We start from the raw sequence: 16482 nt of genomic DNA on the forward strand, positions 1-16482 counted from the left end.
GGCGAAACACCTGAAATCAGCGACAGTCTGATATCAGTACAGAATCGGTGGAGCGGTAGTTCAGTTGGTTAGAATACCTGCCTGTCACGCAGGGGGTCGCGGGTTCGAGCCCCGTCCGTTCCGCCACCCTAATTAGGGGCGTAGTTCAATTGGTAGAGCACCGGTCTCCAAAACCGGGTGTTGGGGGTTCGAGTCCCTCCGCCCCTGCCAGAAAATAATCCTTTGCTTCGGCAAAGGATTTTTTTTGCCTGAAATTCGGCGCAGGCAAGAGCCTGAGTTTCATTTCTTCCACTCAAACTCGTTCATTTATTGCTTCAGTGAGTCAAAACCGGATATTTAAGCAGCTGACGAATGTGTGCCTGTTGATCGCTATTCTGCAGCCATACCGCATATAACGGCCGCACGGCGACGGGTGTGTCTGGAATAACCATCAAATCGCTGTAAATTCCGTGCCAGAAATCGGGTAAAAAAGCGCAGGCCCCAGTGGTATGCAGCAATTCGCGGGTCACGTGCGCGGAAGTGGTAGTTAATACCGGTACGTCATCACTGGAGAGATAACTTTCATGCTGATGGAAATCCGCGCCCCACTCGAGTTTGATGTAATCATATTTTTCACGTTTTTCTGTTTTACGTGCGCGAAAAAGCGCGAGTGAAATATGACCGATCTGCTGACTGGTGAGCTCATCCATTTTTGGCGCTTCGGTGGTGATCAGCAGATCAAGCTGACGTTCATGTAACTGCTTGACCAGCAAATGGCGCTGAGCAATACGTGCTTCCAGATGCAGGCTCTCCCGGTTCTCGTAGAGCGTCTGCAGCCAGGGCGTAAGATAGGCTTCCCATAGTGATGCGCTGGCACCAATAGACAGCTCGTGATGCTGCTGGGTATGCGAAACCTCCTTTTTTGCCATCAGCCAGGTACTCATCAGGCTCTCGGCATAGGGCAATAAGCGCTCGCCTGCTGAAGTCAGCCGGATATTATTACGGTGACGGGTAAACAGATTAACGCCCAGCTGATTTTCCAGCTGACGGATGCGAAAACTAACGGCAGATTGCGTGAGGTAAAGCGCTTCAGCAGCACGCCCGAAATGACGCGTTCTGCTCACTTCGAGGAAAGTTTTCAGTAATTCCGTATCCACAGCATTCTCCCAAAAAATGTTTGTCGTACTGATTTAAATGTTTTGTTTTACACTCTGTCAAGCCTATCTAATACTCCGCGCCATAAATAGCACGGCCATAAGAGATTCAGGAGCGTGTAAGATGGCGAACAGCTTCGCAACAACTAATCGTTTCTTTGATAACAAACATTACCCACGTGGTTTTTCGCGTCATGGTGACTTCACCATTAAAGAAGCTCAACTTCTCGAACGCCACGGATACGCTTTCAACGAGCTGGACCTCGCTAAGCGCGATCCGGAAACCGAGGAAGAGCGTCTGTTTATTGAAGTCTGTCGTGGTCTGCGTGAGCCGCAGACCGAGGCTGAACGTGTCTGGTCAAAGTACACCGCACGTATCAAGCGTCCGAAACGTTTTCATACCTTGTCCGGCGGCAAACCGCAGATGGACACGGTAGAAGACTTCAGCGATAGCGACGATTAACATAACGGGGCTGATTTCAGCCCCGTTGTCATTCCAGGCTTTTATGCAGGTAAATCAGCAAACGATCGATACTGCGATATCCCACCGCCTCCTGCAGATGCTGACGCGTAATCTGCTGCTCACCCGCTAAATCTGCGATAGTTCTCGCCACTTTTAAGATGCGTTGCCACGCGCGCACCGACAATCCCAGCGCATTCAGTATTTCCTCCAGCCACTCCGCATCCTGCTGCTGTAACCAACAGTCACGCGCGATCTCTGGATTCAACAGCTGCGCATTCACTTTGCCGGCGCGTGCCATTTGTATCGCCCGGGCGGCCAGTACGCGTGCGCGCACCTCCGCGCTGGTTTCGCTGTGCTGCTGCTTCTTACTGAGCGTACCGCCCGGTAACAGCGGGATCTCCAGTGATAGGTCGAAGCGATCCAGGAACGGACCAGAAAGCCGGCTGAGATAACGCAGCACCTGCTGCGGCGTGCAGCGATTATGGTTGCCCTGATAATGGCCAGTCGGGCTGGGATTCATTGCGCCTATTAGCTGAAAGCGGGCGGGAAATGTCACTTTGGCGCGGGAACGGGAAATGGCGATTTCACCGGACTCAATCGGCTCGCGTAACGCGTCCAGCGCTTTACGCTCAAACTCGGGCAGTTCATCAAGAAACAGCACCCCATTGTGCGCCAGCGAAATCTCACCAGGGCGGGGTAGCGAGCCTCCGCCAACCAGCGCATAAAGGGAGGCGCTGTGGTGAGGCGCTCTGAACGGCCGTTTACGCCACTGATGATGCAGCGTGCCGCTGCTGACCAGGCTGGCAATCGCCGCGCACTCCAGCGCTTCCTGGTCGTCCAGCGGCGGCATAATGCCGGGCAGCCGGGTCGCCAGCATGGTTTTACCGGTGCCGGGCGGCCCCAGCAGCAGCAGGTTGTGGCCCCCGGCGGCGGTGATTTCCAGCGCGCGCCGTCCCTGCTGCTGGCCAATAATATCGCTCAGGTCCTGCTGCTCGTACTGCAACGTTTCAGGCTGGTAATGGGCGACCGTCAGCGCTGTCTGGTTATGCAGAAAAGCGCAGATCTCCACCAGATGCTTACCTACCAGCGTGTCGCCCTGCTGTATCAGGCCGACATCCTGTTGATTCTGCTCCGCTACTATCATCTGACGCCCGGCCTGCAGCGCCGCCATGGCGGCAGGAATAGCCGCCTGAACGCCACACAGCGCGCCGTTCAACGCCAGCTCACCCAGGAACTCATAATGCGTCAGCTTGTCGCCTGGCAGCTGCTCTGAGGCCGCGAGAATGGCGATAGCGATCGGCAGGTCATAGCGCCCACCTTCTTTAGGCAGATCGGCAGGCGCCAGGTTGATGGTGACGCGCTTCGCCGGAAAGGTGAAGCCGCTATTGATAATGGCGCTGCGCACGCGTTCCCGGGCTTCTTTAACCGTGGTTTCCGGCAGACCAACCAGTGTCAGTGCCGGCAGACCGTTGCTGATATGCACTTCAATCGTCACCAGTGGAGCCTGCACTCCGAGCGCCGCGCGCGTTAATACTTTCGATAAAGACATAACTGCTCCTTGTTGCCTTTATCCTTGCTGAAAAAAATCCACACGACGACCGCTGAAACTATCATCCTGGAGTGGTATTCAGGAAAATCGCTGCCGTTTTCATCGCGTTCATTAATTTTCGCAGGCAGATCGTAAAAGCAAAATAGCGGTTGCGTCGCGGGCGTAATGAATAATTATCACAAATGCGAATAACCTTTTACTTACAAAGCGATAACGCACGTTGGCTGCGCGCGTCATAAAAATTTCTGATGAAAATTATTGTAAATCCCCGGCTAACTATGGTAACTCTGTAGGTATTACTTCGAACAAACGAAAAAACAGACAGCACATGAAAGCCCTTCTACAAGTGATTAGCCTAGTCGTGATTAGCGTGGTGGTGATTATTAACCCACCGTGCGGGGCTACGCTTGGAGAAAGAAAGGCTTAAAAATCAAGCCTGGAATTCGAAAAACCCCCGCACCGTAAGGTCCGGGGGTTTTTTTTCGACCAGATGAAATATTAGCGAATCAGCGAGGAACAGATTATGAGCAGTAGCATAAAATTCTGTTGTTCCAGCAGGAATACAGGAGAATAACCATGACAGGTGCACAGTGGGTAGTTCAGGCTTTACGCGCGCAGGGTGTCGACACAGTGTTTGGTTATCCTGGCGGAGCAATCATGCCAGTGTACGATGCGCTCTACGATGGCGGCGTGGAACATCTACTGTGTCGTCATGAACAAGGTGCGGTGATGGCAGCGATCGGTTATGCGCGTGCGACCGGCAAAACCGGGGTTTGCATCGCCACCTCCGGACCGGGCGCCACCAACCTGATCACCGGGCTGGCCGATGCGATGATGGATTCCGTTCCGGTTGTCGCCATCACCGGGCAGGTCTCTTCAGCGTTTATCGGCACCGACGCCTTCCAGGAGATCGATGTTCTTGGCCTGTCATTAGCCTGCACTAAACACAGCTTCCTCGTTGAATCGCTGGAGGATTTACCCTCGGTGCTGGCGGAAGCCTTCGCCATTGCACAGTCCGGCCGTCCGGGTCCGGTGCTGGTCGATATTCCTAAAGATATTCAGATCGCCAGCGGTGAGCTGACGCCGCACCTGCTGCCGGTTGAAGAGGCGCTGAGCCACTCGCCACAGCACATTGCCGAAGCGCGTGCGCTGATGGCGCAGGCGCACAAACCGATGCTGTACATCGGCGGCGGTGTCGGCATGGCGCAGGCGGTTCCGGCGCTGCGGGCGATGGCGCAGGAGACCGGCATCCCGATGGTCTCAACCCTGAAAGGGCTGGGCAGCGCCGAAGCCAGCAGCGATCTCTATCTCGGTATGCTCGGCATGCACGGCACCAAAGCGGCCAACCTGGCAGTGCAATCCTGTGATTTGCTGATTGCCGTCGGCGCGCGCTTTGACGATCGCGTCACCGGTAAGCTGGATACCTTCGCGCCACACGCCAGCGTCATCCATATCGATATCGATCCGGCCGAGCTGAACAAACTGCGGCGCGCTCACGTTTCGCTGCAGGGCAATCTCAACCAGGTGTTGCCGGCGCTGAGCATGCCGCTGCAGATCGACGGCTGGCGTACTGAAGTTAAAGCGATGAACGCGGAGTTCGCGTGGCGCTACGACCATCCCGGTGAGGCGATCTACGCGCCGCTGCTGCTGAAGCAGTTGTCAGATCGTAAACCTGACAGCGCGGTGGTAACCACCGATGTTGGCCAGCACCAGATGTGGGCGGCGCAGCACATGCGCTTCAGCGCGCCGGAAAACTTCATCACCTCCAGCGGTCTGGGCACCATGGGCTTTGGCCTGCCGGCTGCGGTTGGCGCGCAGGTTGCCCGTCCGGATGACACCGTCATCTGCGTGTCCGGTGACGGGTCGATCATGATGAATATTCAGGAGCTGGGCACCATCAAGCGTAAGCAGCTGCCGGTAAAAATCCTGCTGCTGGATAATCAACGTCTTGGCATGGTTCGCCAGTGGCAACAGCTGTTCTTTGATGGTCGCTACAGCGAAACCATCCTCACCGATAACCCCGATTTCCTCACGCTGGCCAGCGCCTTTGATATTCCGGGCCAGCGCATTAGCCGTAAAGATCAGGTCGACGCCGCAATTGATGCTCTGCTGAACAGTGAAGGTCCTTACTTCCTGCATGTTGCGATTGATGAGCATGAAAACGTCTGGCCACTGGTACCGCCGGGTGCCAGCAACGCAAACATGATGGAGAAAACCGTATGAACCAGCATCAATTGTCTATCGAAGCCCGCTTTCGCCCTGAAATATTGGAGCGCATTTTGCGCGTCGTGCGTCACCGTGGCTTCCAGGTCTGCGCGATGAATATGGCGTCCGCCGTCAATGCGGAGAACATTAATATCGAAATGACCGTTGCCAGCCAGCGCTCTGTCGATTTACTGTCTTCGCAGTTAAGCAAACTTATGGATGTCGCCTGTGTCGAGATCCAGCAACAGACAACACAACAAATCCGCGCCTAGTCGCCAAAGGAAATAACAATGAGTACGAAGAAAGCAGACTTTATCTGGTTCAATGGGGAGATGGTTAAGTGGGAAGACGCCAAGGTTAGCGTTATGTCTCACGCACTGCATTACGGCACCTCTGTGTTCGAAGGCGTTCGCTGCTACGACTCACACAAAGGTCCGGTGGTGTTCCGTCACCGTGAACACATGCAGCGTCTGCACGACTCCGCCAAAATTTACCGTTTCCCGATTAAAGCCAGCGTGGATGAGTTGATGGAAGCGTGCCGCGAAGTCATCCGCGTCAATAAACTGAAGAGTGCCTACATTCGTCCGCTGGCCTTTGTTGGCGACGTGGGCCTTGGCGTTAACCCGCCAGACGGCTTCACCACCGATGTGATCATCGCCGCGTTCCCGTGGGGGGCTTACCTGGGTGCCGAAGCGCTGGAGCAGGGCATCAACGCCATGGTTTCTTCCTGGAATCGCGTGGCACCAAACACTCTGCCAACCGCGGCGAAAGCGGGCGGTAACTATCTCTCTTCCCTGCTGGTTGGCAGCGAAGCACGCCGCCACGGCTATCAGGAAGGTATCGCGCTGGATACCCAGGGTTATATCTCCGAAGGTGCTGGCGAAAACCTGTTTGAAGTGAAAGACGGCATCCTGTTCACCCCGCCATTCACCTCTTCGGCGCTGCCGGGCATCACCCGCGATGCGATCATCAAGCTGGCGAAAGATCTCGGTATCGAAGTGCGCGAGCAGGTGCTGTCACGCGAATCACTGTACCTGGCGGATGAAGTGTTCATGTCCGGTACTGCCGCAGAAATCACGCCGGTACGCAGCGTGGACGGCATCCAGGTGGGTGAGGGCAAACGCGGTCCGGTGACCACCAAAATCCAGCAGGCGTTCTTTGGCCTGTTCACGGGCGAGACCGAAGACAAGTACGGCTGGCTGGATCAGGTGAATCCATAACAAGACAGTAACGCGGGTGCAGCAGCGCCCGCGTCATTTTTCAGACTGGAGTAAATAGAGCATGCCTAAGTACCGTTCCGCCACCACCACCCATGGCCGTAACATGGCGGGTGCACGAGCCCTGTGGCGCGCCACAGGAATGACCGACGACGATTTCGGTAAGCCGATTATCGCCGTGGTTAACTCCTTCACCCAATTCGTACCGGGCCACGTGCACCTGCGCGACCTCGGTAAATTAGTCGCTGAGCAAATCGAAGCTGCGGGTGGTGTGGCCAAAGAGTTCAACACCATCGCGGTGGATGACGGTATCGCCATGGGTCATGGCGGCATGCTGTATTCACTGCCTTCGCGTGAGCTGATCGCTGACTCCGTGGAATATATGGTGAACGCCCACTGCGCCGACGCCATGGTGTGTATCTCCAACTGCGACAAAATCACCCCTGGCATGCTGATGGCCTCGCTGCGCCTCAACATTCCGGTGATCTTTGTCTCCGGCGGTCCGATGGAAGCCGGTAAAACCAAGCTGTCAGACAAAATCATCAAGCTGGATCTGGTGGACGCGATGATTCAGGGTGCTAACCCGAACGTCAGCGATGCCGAAAGCGAACAGATTGAGCGTTCCGCCTGTCCGACCTGTGGCTCCTGCTCCGGTATGTTCACCGCCAACTCCATGAACTGTCTGACCGAAGCGCTGGGTCTGTCGCAGCCGGGCAACGGCTCGCTGCTGGCCACCCATGCCGATCGTAAAGACCTGTTCCTCAACGCGGGCAAGCGCATTGTTAACCTGACCAAACAGTATTACGAGCAGGATGATGCGCGCGTGCTGCCGCGTAACATCGCCAGCAAAGCCGCGTTTGAAAACGCCATGACGCTGGATATCGCCATGGGCGGATCCACCAATACCGTGCTGCACCTGCTGGCCGCGGCACAGGAAGGCGAGATCGATTTCAACATCTCCGACATCGATCGCCTGTCACGTAAAGTGCCGCACCTGTGCAAAGTGGCCCCGAGCACGCAGAAATATCACATGGAAGATGTGCACCGCGCGGGCGGGGTCATTGGTATTCTTGGTGAGCTGGATCGCGCTGGCCTGCTGCACACCGACGTGCGCAACGTGCTGGGTCTCAACCTGCGCGAAACCCTCGATCAGTACGACATCATGCTGACCAAAGACGAAGCGGTGAAGAAGATGTTCCGCGCCGGCCCGGCGGGCATCCGTACTACCCAGGCGTTCTCGCAGGATTGCCGCTGGGACACGCTGGATGACGATCGTCAGGAAGGCTGTATCCGCACGCGCGAACACGCGTTTTCCCAGGATGGCGGTCTGGCAGTGCTGTACGGCAACATGGCGGAAGATGGCTGCATCGTGAAAACTGCCGGCGTCGATAAAGAGATCCTCACCTTCAAAGGCCCGGCGAAAGTGTATGAAAGTCAGGACGATGCGGTGGAAGCGATTCTCGGCGGCAAAGTGGTGGCCGGTGACGTGGTGGTGATCCGCTACGAAGGGCCGAAAGGCGGGCCGGGCATGCAGGAAATGCTCTATCCGACCACTTATCTGAAATCGATGGGCCTTGGCAAAAGCTGTGCGCTGATCACCGATGGACGCTTCTCAGGCGGTACCTCGGGCCTTTCCATTGGCCACGCCTCGCCGGAAGCCGCCAGCGGCGGCACCATCGCGCTGGTAAAAGATGGCGACATCATCGAAATCGATATCCCGAATCGCGGCATTAAGCTGGCGGTGCCGGATAACGAACTGCATGCCCGTCGTGAGGAAGAAGAAGCGCGTGGCGAAGCGGCATATACGCCGCACGGCCGTGTGCGTCAGGTTTCCCTCGCGCTGCGTGCTTATGCATCGCTCGCCACCAGCGCTGACAAGGGCGCGGTGCGCGATAAGTCTAAGCTGGGAGGCTAATCTCTGATGGCTGAGTCTCAACCGCTTTCCGCGTCGCCCAATGGCGCGGAGTATCTGCGCGCGGTGCTGCGTGCGCCTGTGTACGAAATTGCTCAGGTGACGCCGCTGCAAAAAATGGAAAAAATTTCGTCGCGTCTCGGCAACACGGTTCTGGTGAAGCGTGAAGATCGCCAGCCGGTGCACAGCTTCAAGCTGCGCGGTGCCTACGCCATGATTGCCGGCCTGACGGAAGAGCAGAAAGCGCGCGGCGTGGTTACCGCGTCGGCGGGCAACCACGCGCAGGGCGTGGCGCTCTCGGCCAGCACGCTCGGCATCAAGTCACTGATTGTGATGCCCGTGGCGACGGCGGACATCAAGGTTGATGCAGTGCGCGCATTTGGCGGTGAGGCTTACCTGTTCGGAGCCAACTTTGACGAAGCCAAAGCCAAAGCGATTGAGCTGGCGGAGCAGCAGGGTTACACCTTTGTGCCGCCGTTTGATCATCCGGCGGTAATTGCGGGTCAGGGCACGCTGGCGATGGAGCTGCTGCAGCAGGATGCGCATCTCGATCGCGTATTTGTGCCAGTGGGCGGCGGCGGCCTGGCGGCGGGTGTGGCGGTGCTGATTAAGCAGCTGATGCCGCAAATCAAGGTCATCGCCGTGGAGTCGCAGGACTCCGCCTGCCTGAAAGCCGCGCTCGATGCCGGCGAGCCGGTGGATTTACCGCGCGTCGGGCTGTTTGCTGAAGGTGTGGCGGTCAAGCGTATCGGCAGCGAAACCTTCCGCCTGTGCAAAGAATACCTCGACGACATCGTCACCGTAGACAGCGATGCCATCTGCGCGGCAATGAAGGATCTGTTTGAGGATGTGCGTGCGGTGGCGGAGCCTTCCGGCGCGCTGGCGCTGGCGGGCATGAAGAAGTATATCCAGCAGCACGACATCAAAGGCGAGCGGCTGGCGCACGTGCTGTCGGGCGCGAACGTCAACTTCCACGGTCTGCGTTATGTCTCTGAGCGCTGTGAACTGGGTGAACAGCGTGAAGCGCTGCTGGCGGTGACCATTCCTGAGCAGCAGGGCAGTTTCCTGCGCTTCTGCCAGACGCTGGGCGGGCGCGCGGTGACCGAGTTCAACTACCGTTATGCCGATGCCGACAATGCCTGCATCTTCGTTGGCGTGCGTTTAACGCGCGGCCTTGAAGAGCGCAGTGAAATCATCAGCCAGCTGACTGAAGGCGGCTATCAGGTGGTGGATTTGTCGGACGATGAGATGGCGAAGCTGCACGTGCGCTACATGGTGGGCGGACGTCCATCGAAGCCGCTGCGCGAGCGGCTGTTCAGTTTCGAATTTCCGGAAGCGCCGGGCGCGCTGCTGAAGTTCCTGCAGACGCTGGGTGCGCACTGGAATATTTCGCTGTTCCACTATCGCAGCCACGGCACCGATTTTGGTCGCGTGCTGGCGGCGTTTGAGATCAACGACAAAGAGCCGGATTTCGAAACCCAGCTCAACGCGCTCGGCTACGAGTGGCACGATGAGGCCAGCAATCCGGCCTTTCGCTTCTTCCTCGCTGGCTAACGACTACAGCAGGTGCCAGAAAGCATTGATCAGCGGCTCTCCGAGCCGCTTTTTTTGTACGCATACGCCGAGCTCCAGCGGCGCCACCGACTCGACATTCTCCAGCGTCAGCACGCGGTTGCGCACCGGCTCCGGGCTGTTTTCCAGCACCACATCCGGCAGCAGCGCGATGCCGCAGCCCAGCGCCACCATCGACACAATCGCCTCATGGCCCGACACCGTGGCGTAGATCTGCGGGTTGGCAATGCGGTGGCGGCGAAACCATAAATCAATGCCGCGCCGCGCCGGACCCTGATCCGGCAGGATGAACGGAATCTGCGACCAGTCCGGCTGTTCCTGCGTCGCCTGGCTGCGCACCGGGCAGGGCAGCGCCGGGGCGATCAGCACCAGCGGGATCAAACCCAGCGGCGTAAAGTCGATGCTGGCGGGCAGCGACTCCGGGCGGCCGGCGATCGCCAGATCCGCTTCGCCGGACTGCACCATTTCAATGGCATCGGCGGCGTCGCCGGTGGTGAGTTTGATTTCTACCTGCGGGTGCTCCGCGCGGAAGCGGTCCAGAATCGGCGGCAGATGGCTGTAGGCGGCGGTCACCGAACAGAACAGGCGCAGCTCACCGCTCAGCGACGGGCCGTTCAGGTCCATCACGTGGCGCAGCTGCTGATACTGAAGCAGGGTTTGCTGGGCGAACTGGCGCAGCCGCTCCCCGGCTTCGGTCAGCGTCACGGTGCGGTTGTCGCGCAGGAACAGCGCGTGTCCGACATCCTCTTCCAGCCGCTGAATCTGGCGCGACAGCGTCGACGGGCTGACGTGCATGGCGCGCGCGGTGCGGCCAAAATGGCAGCTTTCCGCCAGGTGAAGAAACAGTTTCAGGTCTCGTAAATCCATGCGCGTTTTGCCCTCAGCGTGATGTTGCAAATTCTGCAATGTAGCGTTGTTAATATATCAATTTAAGCAACGGATTTCCTGTCATATGATGGGGTCATTCGCGGCGCTGAACCCGGCACCGTTACCAAACAAAAGCAAACACAACATCTGAGCGGAGTACCCATGGCTAACTACTTCAACACATTGAATCTGCGCAATCAGTTAGCGCAGTTAGGCAAATGTCGCTTCATGTCGCGCGATGAATTCGCCGATGGTGCCAGCTTCCTGAAAGGTAAGAAAGTGGTCATCGTCGGCTGTGGCGCACAGGGCCTGAACCAGGGTCTGAACATGCGTGACTCTGGCCTCGATGTGTCTTACGCACTGCGCGCTGAAGCCATCGCTGAGAAGCGTGCGTCGTTCCGTAAAGCCACTGAAAACGGTTTTAAAGTGGGGACTTACGAAGAGCTGATCCCGCAGGCGGATCTGGTGGTTAACCTGACGCCGGACAAGCAGCACTCTGCCGTTGTGCAGGCCGTTCAGCCGCTGATGAAAGACGGCGCCGCGCTGGGTTACTCTCACGGCTTCAACATCGTTGAAGTGGGCGAGACCATCCGTAAAGACATCACCGTGGTGATGGTGGCACCGAAGTGCCCGGGTACCGAAGTGCGTGAAGAGTACAAACGTGGCTTCGGCGTTCCAACGCTGATCGCTGTTCACCCGGAAAACGATCCAAAAGGCGAAGGCATGGCGATTGCCAAAGCCTGGGCTGCCGCCACCGGTGGCGACCGTGCAGGCGTGCTGGAATCGTCTTTCGTGGCAGAAGTAAAATCAGACCTGATGGGCGAGCAGACCATTCTGTGCGGTATGCTGCAGGCCGGTTCACTGCTGTGCTTCGATAAGCTGGTGGCCGAAGGTCACGACGTGGCTTACACCGAAAAACTGATTCAGTTCGGCTGGGAAACCATCACCGAATCGCTGAAGTTTGGCGGCATCACGCTGATGATGGATCGTCTGTCGAATCCGGCAAAAATCCGCGCTTACGCGCTGTCTGAGCAGCTGAAAACCATCATGGCCCCGCTGTTCCAGAAGCACATGGATGACATCATCTCAGGTGAATTCTCTTCCGGTATGATGGCTGACTGGGCGAACGACGATAAAAACCTGCTGACCTGGCGTGAAGAGACCGGTAAAACCGCGTTCGAAAACGCGCCGCAGTTCGAAGGTAAAATCGACGAGCAGGAGTACTACGACAAAGGCGTGGTGATGGTTGCAATGGTGAAAGCGGGCGTTGAGCTGGCGTTCGAAACCATGGTTGACGCGGGCATCATCGAAGAGTCGGCTTACTATGAATCGCTGCACGAGCTGCCGCTGATTGCCAACACCATCGCCCGTAAGCGTCTGTATGAAATGAACGTGGTGATTTCCGATACCGCAGAATACGGTAACTACCTGTTCTCCTTCGCGGCCGTTCCGCTGCTGAAAGAGTTCATGACCACGCTGCAGCCTGGCGACCTGGGCAAAGCGGTAGAAGGTACGCAGGTGGATAACGCGCAGCTGCGCGACGTGAATGAAGCGATTCGCCAGCACCCAATCGAAGCCGTTGGCCGCAAACTGCGTGGCTACATGACCGATATGAAACGCATCGCTGTTGCTGGCTAAGGCACGCGCGACACCGTTTTCAGCACACTCAAACCCCGGCCTGCCGGGGTTTTTTTATGCCTTATGTCTGGGTGCAGAAGGGTTTTTCTCACTATTTCCCTCACCCTAGCCCTCTCCCGCTGGCGGGAGAGGGCTAGGGTGCGGGCTGATGTTTCTACACTTATCTATCAACATCGCGCGGACGCTCCCTCTCCCGCCAGCGGGAGAGGGCCGGGGTGAGGGCCAGGGTGAGGGACACACCGCACCACCCCTCACACCGCCAATAAAAAACCCGGCCGGAGCCGGGTTCTGTCAACACGCCATCCATCACACCGCTTCGTACAGCGTCTGGTGGCGCGTCTCTTTACAGGCGATCAGCGCAATCAGTGTCAGCACCGCCATGGAGGCCAGATAGAATCCCACCGCCTGCAAGCCGTAGTTCGCATTCAGCCAGGTCGCGATATAAGGCGCCACCGAGGCGCCAAGAATCGACGACAGGTTGTATGAGAACGACGCGCCGGTATAGCGTACTTCGGTAGGGAACAGTTCAGGCAGCAGCGCGCCCATCGGGCCGAACGTCAGACCCATAATACTCAGGCCGAGCAGCAGGAAGCCCATCACCAGAATCTGCGAGCCGGAGCCGAGCAGCAGCGGGAACATCAGCGCAAAGGCGATGATCATCAGCGTAATGGTAATCATGGTTTTGCGACGGCCAAAACGGTCCGCCAGCAGGCCGGCAATCGGCACCATCACGCCAAAACCAATGACCGCCACCATCAGCATCCACAGGAAGCTGTTGCGCGAATAACCGAGGCCGACCGGTGCCGGCGCGGTGCCGTAGCTCATCGAATACACCGTCATGATGTAAAACAGCGTATAGGTCGCCAGCATGATAAACGTGCCGAGGATAGTCGCCGTCATATGTTTACTGAGCAGCGTGCCGATGGGAATGCGCACCTGCTTCTTCTCTTTCTGCACTTTGGCAAACACCGGGCTCTCATGCAGCGACACGCGCACATACAGACCGATAATCACCAACACCGCCGAGAGCACAAACGGCACGCGCCAGCCCCAGTTCATGAACTGCTCATCGGTCAGCAGCCACGACAGCAGCAGGAACGTGCCGTTGGCAAAGAAGAAGCCAATCGGTGCGCCCAGCTGCGGGAATGAGCCGTACAGCGCGCGCTTCTTCGCCGGGGCGTTCTCGGTGGCCAGCAGCGCCGCGCCGCCCCATTCACCACCCAGTCCCAGGCCCTGACCAAAACGCGCCAGCGCCAGCAGCAGCGGTGCCGCCACGCCAATGGTCTGATAACCCGGCAGCAGGCCGATCAGTACGGTAGAAACGCCCATGGTCAGCAGCGAGGCAACCAGCGTCGCTTTACGGCCCACGCGGTCACCAAAGTGACCAAACAGCGCGGAGCCAATAGGGCGCGCAACGAAAGCGATAGCGAAGGTCGCCAGCGACTGCAGCGTCGCAACCGTAGCATCACCCTGCGGGAAGAAGATATGCGGAAAAACGATGACCGCCGCGGTGGCATAGATATAGAAATCGAAGAATTCGATCGCAGTGCCAACCAGCGAGGCAACTACCACTTTACTGCGTGAGTTAACCGGTGTGCCGTCGTGTGGTTGGTCGGATGTTTCGGAGATGGAGGCTTGCATAACTGTTTCTTAATTGTAAATGTAAACAAAGAATCTTACGCACCTGTTTTGCCGCATTCAATGACGAAAAACCGCGTCACACCGGGCTTCGGCGGCGAAAAAGAGGATAATGTCTGAGTTATGGCAATCGGCGGCGGATGGGAAGGGGAAGCGCGGCTTTTCTGGCGTGATTCTCTGCAAAAGGGCCAAATAAAAGTGACCCTCTAGCGTTTCCTGCTGGTTTTTGCTGCTTTAGTAGCCAGAAGGAAACATTTTTTGCTGTTGCGGCAAATGTAACTTAATTGTCGCCTCGGGCAGATTGATGCGGCTGCGGCAGCTCGGGATCGTCTTTATATTTTGCGGTGGCGATCCACGCGGCGCAGAACAGCGTCAGACGGGCAAAGAAGTAGAAGAAGGCCATCAGCCCCAGCACCGAACCGAAGGCGGCACCGGAGGGCGATGTCGCCAGCTTCGGCAGCGTTAGCGTCATGACAAACTTGATCACCTCGAAGCCGATCGCCGCCAGCAGCGTACCGCGCAGCAGCGCTTTTTTGCGCGGCTTGTGGCGCGGCAGGATCCAGAAAATCCACAGGAACAGCAGATAGTTGGCGAAGATGGAGATCGACAGCGCAATGATGGTCATCGCCGGCCGCAGCCACTCGATATCGCCCAGCCCCAGCGCATTCACGATTGCCGCCTGCGCTGCGCCGGCAATTGAGGTCAGCGACAGCGTAATCACCAGCGCCAGCATCAGGCCCAGCAGCGAAACCAGGTCGCGCAGATACTTCTTCCACCACTTCTCCTGGTCATCGGGCGTGCGTTCCCACACGTCACGCGACTGGGCGCGCACCGCTTCGCGCAGGTTACCCATCCAGTTGATGCCGGAGTAGAGCGCCAGCAGCAAGCCGGTCAGGCCGACGGTCGCGCGCTGCTGAATCGCGGTATTCACGGTATTTTTCAGCGTGGTCGCCAGCGTCGGATCGCTGATGCTGTTAACGATTTTGTTGATCAACTCGGAAAGCAGGTCCTGATTCGAGGCCAGCACAAAGCCGACCGCCGCAAAGGAGACCATCAAAATCGGTATCAGTGAAAGAAACGAAAAATAGGTGATCGCCGCGCCAAACTGGCTGCCGAGGCGATCGTTAAAGCGTTCCAGCGCGCGCAGAAAGTGCGCCACCGCCGGGATCGCCTGGAACCAGGCGGCAAAGCGTGAGACGCGCCGGATCGAGCCATCCACGGTTTTGTTACCGGTTTTAATGTCAATCAGCGGCTTAGTTTCTGCCGCTGGCACTTTTGTGGTTTTGTCCGTCATAGACCTTCTGCATCCTGTTCACAGCGAAAATAAAATTATAGCCTGCCCGTTCAGGTCACGTATTCCTGCAGCACCTGACTCAGCCACTCCATAAACACCCGCACGCGGCGCGCCACGTTGCGACGGTGAGGATAGAGCAGGGAAATCGGCATCGGTTTGGCCGGGAAGTGGTGCAGCACTTCGACCAGCTGGCCGGATTCCAGCAGCGGCTGCACGCCAATCGCCGGCACCTGAATAATGCCCAGCCCGGCGATACAGGCGGCGCGATAGGTTTCGGTGCTGTTAACCGTCACCACGCCGCCGGTTTGCACGTAATGGCACTGTTTGCCATCAAAGTACTCAAAGCCCGGCGAAGGCTGCCCCAGCTGTTGGGTATAGTGCACCATGGCGTGCTGGCCGAGATCGTCCAGCCGTACCGGCATGCCGAAGCGGGAAAGGTAGCCAGGGCTGGCGCAGTTGATCAAGGCGTATGAGCCAATTTTCCGCGCAATCAGGCCGGAATCTTTCAGTTCGCCGACGCGCAACACGCAATCAAAGCCCTCGCGAATCACGTCAACCTGGCGATCGCTGCTGCTCAGCTCAATCTCCACGCCCGGATAGTGCTGCAAAAACTCCGGCAGGCGCGGCAGGATAAAACCGGTCGCCATTGCTACCGACATATCGACGCGCAGCTTGCCGCTCAGCGTGGCGGGATCGTGCTGGAACAGGCTGTCCATATCGTCGAGCATCGACAGCAAATCCAGGCAGCGATCGTAATACACCAGCCCATCCTGAGTCAGGTGCACGCGACGCGTGGTGCGATGCAGCAGGCGCGTGCCCATCTGATTTTCCAGCGCCTGCAGCTGGCGGGAAACGCTGCCCTTCGGTAAACCCAGACTCTCAGCCGCGCGGGTAAAACTGCCCATTTCTGCCACCCGCACAAACACCTGCATAGCGTGAATTTTATCCATGTTGTTCACCGATTGTTGTTGTTAGTGAAACAGTGCTGTGTATT

At 57.6% G+C, this 16482-nt stretch carries 14 protein-coding genes and 2 tRNA genes; 10 read left to right on the forward strand and 6 right to left on the reverse strand.

Going from position 1 to position 16482, the window contains the following annotated elements:
- Positions 1 to 49 precede the first annotated feature (49 nt).
- A tRNA-Asp gene (locus MXF20_RS22080) sits at positions 50 to 126 on the forward strand.
- Between the two features lie 8 nt (positions 127 to 134).
- Positions 135 to 210, forward strand: a tRNA-Trp gene (locus MXF20_RS22085).
- Between the two features lie 104 nt (positions 211 to 314).
- On the opposite strand, the gene hdfR is transcribed toward MXF20_RS22085, so the two are convergent.
- Positions 315 to 1136 carry an HTH-type transcriptional regulator HdfR gene (gene hdfR, locus MXF20_RS22090; RefSeq protein ID WP_031279770.1) on the reverse strand — a complete coding sequence of 274 codons (822 nt, stop codon included), beginning with the start codon at positions 1134 to 1136 and terminating at the stop codon, positions 315 to 317.
- 121 nt (positions 1137 to 1257) lie between these two features.
- Between hdfR and MXF20_RS22095 the strand changes: the two genes are divergently transcribed.
- Entirely contained in the window at positions 1258 to 1596 is a 339-nt protein-coding gene (locus MXF20_RS22095) for a DUF413 domain-containing protein (protein ID WP_325971503.1), read from the forward strand.
- A gap of 28 nt (positions 1597 to 1624) precedes the next feature.
- On the opposite strand, the gene MXF20_RS22100 is transcribed toward MXF20_RS22095, so the two are convergent.
- Positions 1625 to 3145: a YifB family Mg chelatase-like AAA ATPase gene (locus tag MXF20_RS22100; RefSeq protein ID WP_325971504.1), complete on the reverse strand. Its 1521-nt coding sequence runs from the start codon at positions 3143 to 3145 to the stop codon at positions 1625 to 1627.
- A gap of 328 nt (positions 3146 to 3473) precedes the next feature.
- Between MXF20_RS22100 and ilvL the strand changes: the two genes are divergently transcribed.
- The 6 genes from ilvL (at position 3474) to ilvA (ending at position 10033) form a co-directional block, all read left to right on the forward strand.
- Entirely contained in the window at positions 3474 to 3572 is a 99-nt protein-coding gene (ilvL, locus tag MXF20_RS22105; RefSeq protein WP_071813600.1) for an ilv operon leader peptide, read from the forward strand.
- Positions 3573 to 3721: 149 nt separating this feature from the next.
- Positions 3722 to 5368 carry an acetolactate synthase 2 catalytic subunit gene (ilvG, locus tag MXF20_RS22110; protein ID WP_325971505.1) on the forward strand — a complete coding sequence of 549 codons (1647 nt, stop codon included), beginning with the start codon at positions 3722 to 3724 and terminating at the stop codon, positions 5366 to 5368.
- The gene (ilvM, locus tag MXF20_RS22115; RefSeq protein WP_008106624.1) at positions 5365 to 5622 is read left to right on the forward strand and encodes an acetolactate synthase 2 small subunit; all 258 of its coding nucleotides are present in this window, start codon (positions 5365 to 5367) and stop codon (positions 5620 to 5622) included. Before ilvG ends, ilvM begins: the two co-directional genes overlap by 4 nt.
- Before the next feature lie 18 nt (positions 5623 to 5640).
- Complete coding sequence (locus MXF20_RS22120; RefSeq protein WP_021507916.1) at positions 5641 to 6570, forward strand: branched-chain amino acid transaminase; 930 nt, start codon at positions 5641 to 5643, stop codon at positions 6568 to 6570.
- A gap of 61 nt (positions 6571 to 6631) precedes the next feature.
- Positions 6632 to 8482, forward strand: a complete 1851-nt coding sequence (ilvD, locus tag MXF20_RS22125) for a dihydroxy-acid dehydratase (protein WP_325971506.1) — start codon at positions 6632 to 6634, stop codon at positions 8480 to 8482.
- A gap of 6 nt (positions 8483 to 8488) precedes the next feature.
- On the forward strand, positions 8489 to 10033 hold the full coding sequence (gene ilvA / locus MXF20_RS22130) for a threonine ammonia-lyase, biosynthetic (protein WP_325971507.1): 1545 nt from the start codon (positions 8489 to 8491) through the stop codon (positions 10031 to 10033).
- A 3-nt stretch (positions 10034 to 10036) separates the two neighbouring features.
- On the opposite strand, the gene ilvY is transcribed toward ilvA, so the two are convergent.
- Positions 10037 to 10918, reverse strand: coding sequence for an HTH-type transcriptional activator IlvY (gene ilvY / locus MXF20_RS22135; RefSeq protein WP_021507913.1), 882 nt, complete (start codon positions 10916 to 10918; stop codon positions 10037 to 10039).
- A gap of 162 nt (positions 10919 to 11080) precedes the next feature.
- Between ilvY and ilvC the strand changes: the two genes are divergently transcribed.
- Positions 11081 to 12556 (forward strand): ketol-acid reductoisomerase, encoded by a 1476-nt coding sequence (gene ilvC, locus MXF20_RS22140; protein WP_325971508.1) that lies wholly within the window; start codon positions 11081 to 11083, stop codon positions 12554 to 12556.
- A gap of 306 nt (positions 12557 to 12862) precedes the next feature.
- On the opposite strand, the gene MXF20_RS22145 is transcribed toward ilvC, so the two are convergent.
- From MXF20_RS22145 to MXF20_RS22155, 3 genes are all read right to left on the reverse strand, one after another.
- Positions 12863 to 14197 carry an MFS transporter gene (locus MXF20_RS22145; protein WP_166720082.1) on the reverse strand — a complete coding sequence of 445 codons (1335 nt, stop codon included), beginning with the start codon at positions 14195 to 14197 and terminating at the stop codon, positions 12863 to 12865.
- 277 nt (positions 14198 to 14474) lie between these two features.
- A complete protein-coding gene (gene yhjD, locus MXF20_RS22150; RefSeq protein WP_325971509.1) occupies positions 14475 to 15488 on the reverse strand; it encodes an inner membrane protein YhjD in 1014 nt (337 codons plus the stop codon).
- Positions 15489 to 15538: 50 nt separating this feature from the next.
- The gene (locus MXF20_RS22155; RefSeq protein ID WP_058775177.1) at positions 15539 to 16438 is read right to left on the reverse strand and encodes a LysR family transcriptional regulator; all 900 of its coding nucleotides are present in this window, start codon (positions 16436 to 16438) and stop codon (positions 15539 to 15541) included.
- Positions 16439 to 16482: the final 44 nt, after the last annotated feature.

Origin of the sequence: Pantoea dispersa (genome assembly GCF_035783935.1) — a bacterium.
Classification (GTDB): domain Bacteria; phylum Pseudomonadota; class Gammaproteobacteria; order Enterobacterales; family Enterobacteriaceae; genus Pantoea; species Pantoea dispersa_C.

Bases quoted from the DNA above. Each gene is read 5' to 3' on its own strand.
- MXF20_RS22095 (WP_325971503.1), top strand. From the start codon at position 1,258: ATGGCGAACAGCTTCGCAACAACTAATCGTTTCTTTGATAACAAACAT.
- MXF20_RS22100 (WP_325971504.1), bottom strand. From the start codon at position 3,145: ATGTCTTTATCGAAAGTATTAACGCGCGCGGCGCTCGGAGTGCAGGCT.
- ilvL (WP_071813600.1), top strand. From the start codon at position 3,474: ATGAAAGCCCTTCTACAAGTGATTAGCCTAGTCGTGATTAGCGTGGTG.
- ilvG (WP_325971505.1), top strand. From the start codon at position 3,722: ATGACAGGTGCACAGTGGGTAGTTCAGGCTTTACGCGCGCAGGGTGTC.
- ilvM (WP_008106624.1), top strand. From the start codon at position 5,365: ATGAACCAGCATCAATTGTCTATCGAAGCCCGCTTTCGCCCTGAAATA.
- MXF20_RS22120 (WP_021507916.1), top strand. From the start codon at position 5,641: ATGAGTACGAAGAAAGCAGACTTTATCTGGTTCAATGGGGAGATGGTT.
- ilvD (WP_325971506.1), top strand. From the start codon at position 6,632: ATGCCTAAGTACCGTTCCGCCACCACCACCCATGGCCGTAACATGGCG.
- ilvA (WP_325971507.1), top strand. From the start codon at position 8,489: ATGGCTGAGTCTCAACCGCTTTCCGCGTCGCCCAATGGCGCGGAGTAT.
- ilvY (WP_021507913.1), bottom strand. From the start codon at position 10,918: ATGGATTTACGAGACCTGAAACTGTTTCTTCACCTGGCGGAAAGCTGC.
- ilvC (WP_325971508.1), top strand. From the start codon at position 11,081: ATGGCTAACTACTTCAACACATTGAATCTGCGCAATCAGTTAGCGCAG.
- MXF20_RS22145 (WP_166720082.1), bottom strand. From the start codon at position 14,197: ATGCAAGCCTCCATCTCCGAAACATCCGACCAACCACACGACGGCACA.
- yhjD (WP_325971509.1), bottom strand. From the start codon at position 15,488: ATGACGGACAAAACCACAAAAGTGCCAGCGGCAGAAACTAAGCCGCTG.
- MXF20_RS22155 (WP_058775177.1), bottom strand. From the start codon at position 16,438: ATGGATAAAATTCACGCTATGCAGGTGTTTGTGCGGGTGGCAGAAATG.